The organism is Streptomyces sp. NPDC058289 (assembly GCF_042880975.1).
GTDB lineage: Bacteria > Actinomycetota > Actinomycetes > Streptomycetales > Streptomycetaceae > Streptomyces > Streptomyces stoeckheimensis.
In genome coordinates this window covers 1-5,032 of the sequence record NZ_JBHVYI010000182.1, presented here as the reverse complement: position 1 = coordinate 5,032, position 5,032 = coordinate 1, and the positions used below count along the sequence as shown (strand labels likewise).

Genomic DNA, 5,032 nt, shown 5'->3' with positions numbered 1-5,032 from the left:
CAGCGGGACACCGGGCCCTCGCGCTGTTCCCGCTGTTCCCGCTGGCTACCCTGAGGCAGGTACCGCCGCCCCACACCCCTGTACACCTGGAGAGCACCCCGTGAGAACCGCCGTCGTCATCGGAACCGGACTGATCGGCACCTCCGCGGCGCTCGCCCTGGCAGCCCGCGGCATCGCCGTCCACCTGTCCGACCGCGACCAGGGGCAGGCCCGTACGGCCGCCGCGCTGGGCGCCGGCACGGAGGAGCCCTACCAGGGCAAGGCCGACCTCGCGGTCATCGCCGTACCGCCCGCGCACGTGGCCGCCGCCCTCGCCGACGCCATAGGGCGCGACCTGGCCCGCGCCTACGTGGACGTGGCCAGCGTCAAGGGCGGACCGCGCCGGGAGCTGGAAGCGCTGGGCGTGGACACGAAGGCGTACATCGGCACCCACCCGATGGCGGGCAAGGAGCAGTCCGGCCCGCTCGCGGCCTCCGCCGACCTCTTCGAGGGCCGGCCCTGGGTGCTCACGCCGACCCGGGAGACCGACCACGAGGTGCTGAACCTGGCGCTCGAGCTGGTGGCGCTGTGCCGGGCCGTCCCGGTGGTCATGGACGCGGACGCGCACGACCGGGCCGTCGCGCTGGTCTCCCACACCCCGCAGCTCGTCTCCAGCATGGTCGCGGCCCGGCTGGAGGAGGCCGACGAGACCGCGGTGCGGCTGTGCGGGCAGGGCATCCGCGACGTGACCCGGATCGCCGCCTCCGACCCGCGGATGTGGGTGGAGATCCTCTCGGCCAACCCGGGACCGGTGGCGGACGTGCTCGCCGGGATCGCGGCCGACCTGGAGGAGACCGTGGAAGCCCTGCGGGGCCTGCAGTCGGCCGACGAGGACAAGCGCCGGGACGGGGCGGCGGGCATCGAGGACGTACTGCGCCGCGGCAACGCGGGGCGGGTCCGGGTCCCGGGCAAGCACGGGGCCGCGCCCACGGTCTACGAGACGGTGGCCGTCCTCATCTCCGACCAGCCGGGCGAGCTCGCCCGGATCTTCGCCGACGCCGGCCGGGCCGGGGTCAACATCGAGGACGTGCGGATCGAGCACGCGACGGGGCAGCAGGCGGGCCTGGTCCAGCTGATGGTCGAGCCCCGGGCGGTGGCCGGCCTCCAGGCCGAGCTGCGCGAACGCGGCTGGGCGCTGCGTCAGCCGTAGGGCCGCCCGGCGGCAGGGCCCCCACCGGCCCATCCGCAGTGCCTCCCGGGCGGGCCCGCGCCCGCCCGGGGCCCGCTCCGCGCCCCTCCCACGGCTGCCCGGGGCCCGCCCGTCGACGCCCCGGCGGGCGGCGGCGAAAAGCCCGGTAACCTGGAGGAGGGGCGCTATTGGCGCGCCCGGACACGTACGCGCAACCAGGAAGGTGCCCGCACCGTGGAAACCGCAGCTCCGACCGCCGTGATCGTCGCCATCGACGGTCCCTCCGGCACGGGCAAGTCCAGCACTTCCAAGGCCGTGGCCGCCAAGCTCGGGCTGCGCTACCTGGACACCGGTGCCCAGTACCGGGCCATCACCTGGTGGATGATCACCAACGGCATCGACATCGATGACCCGCAGGCGATCGCCCTCGCGGCGGGCAAGCCCGTCATCGTGTCCGGCACCGATCCCTCCGCCCCGACCATCACCGTCGACGGGCATGACGCCTCCGGCCCGATCCGGACCCAGGAGGTCACCTCCAAGGTCAGCGCCGTGAGCGCCGTCCCCGAGGTGCGCACCCTGATCACCGAGCTCCAGCGCTCCATCGCCGCCGAGGCGGCCGACGAGGCCGAGGGCATCGTCGTCGAGGGCCGGGACATCGGCACCACGGTGCTGCCCGACGCCGACCTGAAGATCTTCCTCACCGCTTCCGCCGAAGCCCGCGCGGCCCGCCGCAGCGGCGAGCTGCGGGGCAGGGAGGCCACGGACCTCGCGGCCACCAAGGAGGCGCTGATCAAGCGCGACGCCGCCGACTCCGGCCGCAAGACCTCCCCGCTGGCCAAGGCCGGCGACGCGGTCGAGGTGGACACGACCGAGCTCACGCTCGATCGGGTCATCGAGTGCGTGGTTACCCTGGTGGAAGAGAAGCGGGCGGGGCGCTCGTGAGCGATACGCCCTCCCTCAAGGGTGCGGCGGTCGGCCGGAGGATCGGCATCGGGCTCATGTACGGCCTCTGGAAGCCGCGCGTGCTGGGGGCCTGGAAGGTCCCCGCCACCGGCCCCGTCATCCTGGCCGTGAACCACTCGCACAACATAGACGGCCCCATGGTCATGGGCACCGCACCGCGGCCGCTGCACTTCCTGATCAAGAAGGAGGCGTACGTCGGTCCGCTCGGCCCGTTCCTCGACCGGATCGGGCAGGTGAAGGTGGACCGCTCCGGCGCCGACCGGGGCGCCATCAGCCGCGCGCTGGGCGTCCTGGAGAACGGCGGAGCCCTGGGGATCTTCCCCGAGGGCACCCGGGGCGAGGGCGACTTCGCCTCGCTGCGCGCGGGACTCGCGTACTTCGCGGTCCGCTCCGGCGCCCCCATCGTGCCGGTCGCCGTACTGGGCAGCACCGAGCGCTCCGGCCGCGTCGTCAAGGCGCTTCCGCGACTGAAGAGCAGGGTCGACATCGTCTTCGGCGATGCCTTCGACGCCGGGGACGGCAGTGGCCGCCGTACCCGTACCGCGCTGGACCAGGCCACCGTACGCATCCAGGACCGGCTGACCGCCCACCTGGCCGACGCCAAGCGCCTGACCGGGCGCTGAGCGAGACTTGACCTAGTAGTGGAACCGCGCTGCGCGGGCCCCACCGATCACCACGAACGACGAGGAACGGACTTCATGAACGACCAGCAAGACCACGGAGCACTTGGCGATGCCGAGTACGCGGAGTTCATGGAGCTCGCCGCGGAAGAGGGCTTCGACGTCGAGGACGTCGAGGGCGCCCTCCAGGAAGCCGGCCACGGCCCGCTGCCCGTCCTCGCCGTCGTCGGCCGCCCGAACGTCGGCAAGTCGACCCTGGTGAACCGGATCATCGGCCGCCGCGAGGCGGTCGTCGAGGACAAGCCCGGAGTCACCCGCGACCGCGTCACCTACGAGGCCGAGTGGGCCGGCCGCCGGTTCAAGGTCGTCGACACCGGCGGCTGGGAGCAGGACGTCCTCGGCATCGACGCCTCCGTCGCCGCCCAGGCCGAGTACGCCATCGAGGCCTGCGACGCGGTCGTCTTCGTCGTGGACGCCAAGGTCGGCGCCACCGACACCGACGAGGCCGTCGTCCGCCTGCTGCGCAAGGCCGGCAAGCCCGTCGTCCTGTGCGCCAACAAGGTCGACGGCCAGAGCGGCGAGTCCGACGCGGCCTCGCTGTGGTCGCTGGGCCTCGGCTACCCGCACCCGGTCTCCTCCCTGCACGGCCGCGGCACCGGCGACATGCTGGACGCCGTCCTGGAGGCCCTGCCCGAGGCCCCCGAGCAGACCTTCGGCACCGCCGTCGGCGGTCCGCGCCGGATCGCGCTCATCGGCCGCCCGAACGTCGGCAAGTCCTCCCTCCTGAACAAGGTCGCCAAGGAGGACCGCGTCGTCGTCAACGAGATCGCCGGCACCACCCGCGACCCGGTCGACGAGCTGATCCAGCTCGGCGGGGTCACCTGGAAGTTCATCGACACCGCGGGCATCCGCAAGAAGGTCCACCTCCAGCAGGGCGCCGACTACTACGCCTCGCTGCGTACGGCCGCCGCCGTGGAGAAGGCGGAGGTCGCGGTCATCCTGATCGACACGACCGAGCAGATCTCCGTCCAGGACCAGCGCATCATCACCATGGCCGTCGAGGCGGGCCGCGCGATCGTGATCGCGTACAACAAGTGGGACGACCTCGACGAGGAGCGCCGCTACTACCTCGAGCGCGAGATCGAGACCGAGATGCAGCAGGTCGCCTGGGCGCCCCGGGTGAACGTCTCGGCGCTCACCGGCCGCCACATGGAGAAGCTCGTCCCGGCCATCGAGACCGCGCTCGCCGGCTGGGAGACGCGCATCCCGACCGGCCGTCTGAACGCCTTCCTCGGCGAGGTCGTCGCCGCCCACCCGCACCCGATCCGTGGCGGCAAGCAGCCGCGCATCCTGTTCGGTACGCAGGCGGGCAGCAAGCCGCCGCGGTTCGTCCTCTTCGCCTCGGGCTTCCTGGAGCACGGCTACCGCCGCTTCATCGAGCGCCGCCTGCGCGAGGAGTTCGGCTTCGAGGGGACCCCGATCCACATCTCGGTCCGCGTCCGCGAGAAGCGCGGTGCGCAGCACAAGCGCAAGATGTAGTGGCGGTTCGTCAGAGCTGTCAGCGCCGCCGGGGCTAGTAGCCCCGGCGCGGAGCGGGCGGCAGGGCCGCCGGGATGTGCTGCATCCCGGTCTGGTGCTGCCGCCCGTTCGCGTATCCGGCGCCGGCGTACGAGTACTGCGGCTGCGGGGCGGGGGAGGGCTGCCAGACGTCCGCCTGCTGCCCGGCGTGCTGTCCCGTCGGCTGCCACGACGAACCGTTCCAGCCGCTCCCGTAGGAGCTTGCGGAGCCCGTCCCGGAGCCGCTGCCGTACGTGCCCGCGCCGCCGGTGTACGCGCCGCCGCTGTAGGGGCCCCCGTACGAGAACGCCGTGAAGCCGAGGTCCTCCTCGCCGGTGCGGTCGCCGGGCAGGGCCCGGAAGGCGCGCAGGTACTCCGAGTACAGCGTGTCGTAGATGGGGGTGTGCGAGGCGGCCGGAGAGCTCCCCAGCTCCCGTACGGGGCGCATCGGGGGGACGCTGCTCGGATAGGACGGGGCGCGGGAGACATCGTAGGAATGCACGTATCAGCCAACGAAACCGGCGGCCCGCGGATGCGGGGTGGCGGGGCGGAAAACGCAGATCGCCGGGGGTGGGCGGGGCGGACCGCCCCCCCCCCGCGCCCGCCCCCCCGCCCCCCCTCCCGGGGCGGATTCACGATGGGTGTGTCGGGGCGGCCGGGCCGCCCCGGCAGCGGGAGCGCCGCCGCCGGCGCCGCCGCCCGGCTCGACGTCAGGAGGTGGCGC

Annotated in this window: 5 protein-coding genes; 4 read left to right on the top strand and 1 reads right to left on the bottom strand. The window is 73.4% G+C overall.

What is annotated here, in order from left to right; translation table 11 throughout:
- Positions 1-100 precede the first annotated feature (100 nt).
- From ACFVX6_RS40480 to der, 4 genes are all read left to right on the top strand, one after another.
- Positions 101-1,189: a prephenate dehydrogenase gene (locus tag ACFVX6_RS40480; protein ID WP_389699584.1), complete on the top strand. Its 1,089-nt coding sequence runs from the start codon at positions 101-103 to the stop codon at positions 1,187-1,189.
- 213 nt (positions 1,190-1,402) lie between these two features.
- Positions 1,403-2,110 carry a (d)CMP kinase gene (gene cmk, locus ACFVX6_RS40475; RefSeq protein WP_389699583.1) on the top strand — a complete coding sequence of 236 codons (708 nt, stop codon included), beginning with the start codon at positions 1,403-1,405 and terminating at the stop codon, positions 2,108-2,110.
- On the top strand, positions 2,107-2,754 hold the full coding sequence (locus tag ACFVX6_RS40470) for a lysophospholipid acyltransferase family protein (protein ID WP_383956768.1): 648 nt from the start codon (positions 2,107-2,109) through the stop codon (positions 2,752-2,754). The genes cmk and ACFVX6_RS40470 overlap by 4 nt, the downstream gene beginning before the upstream one ends.
- A 75-nt stretch (positions 2,755-2,829) precedes the next feature.
- Positions 2,830-4,290: a ribosome biogenesis GTPase Der gene (der, locus tag ACFVX6_RS40465; RefSeq protein ID WP_389699582.1), complete on the top strand. Its 1,461-nt coding sequence runs from the start codon at positions 2,830-2,832 to the stop codon at positions 4,288-4,290.
- A gap of 34 nt (positions 4,291-4,324) precedes the next feature.
- Here the strand turns inward: der and ACFVX6_RS40460 are convergent, their stop codons facing one another.
- Entirely contained in the window at positions 4,325-4,810 is a 486-nt protein-coding gene (locus tag ACFVX6_RS40460) for a hypothetical protein (protein WP_389699581.1), read from the bottom strand.
- Positions 4,811-5,032: the final 222 nt, after the last annotated feature.

Bases quoted from the DNA above. Each gene is read 5' to 3' on its own strand.
- der (WP_389699582.1), top strand. From the start codon at position 2,830: ATGAACGACCAGCAAGACCACGGAGCACTTGGCGATGCCGAGTACGCG.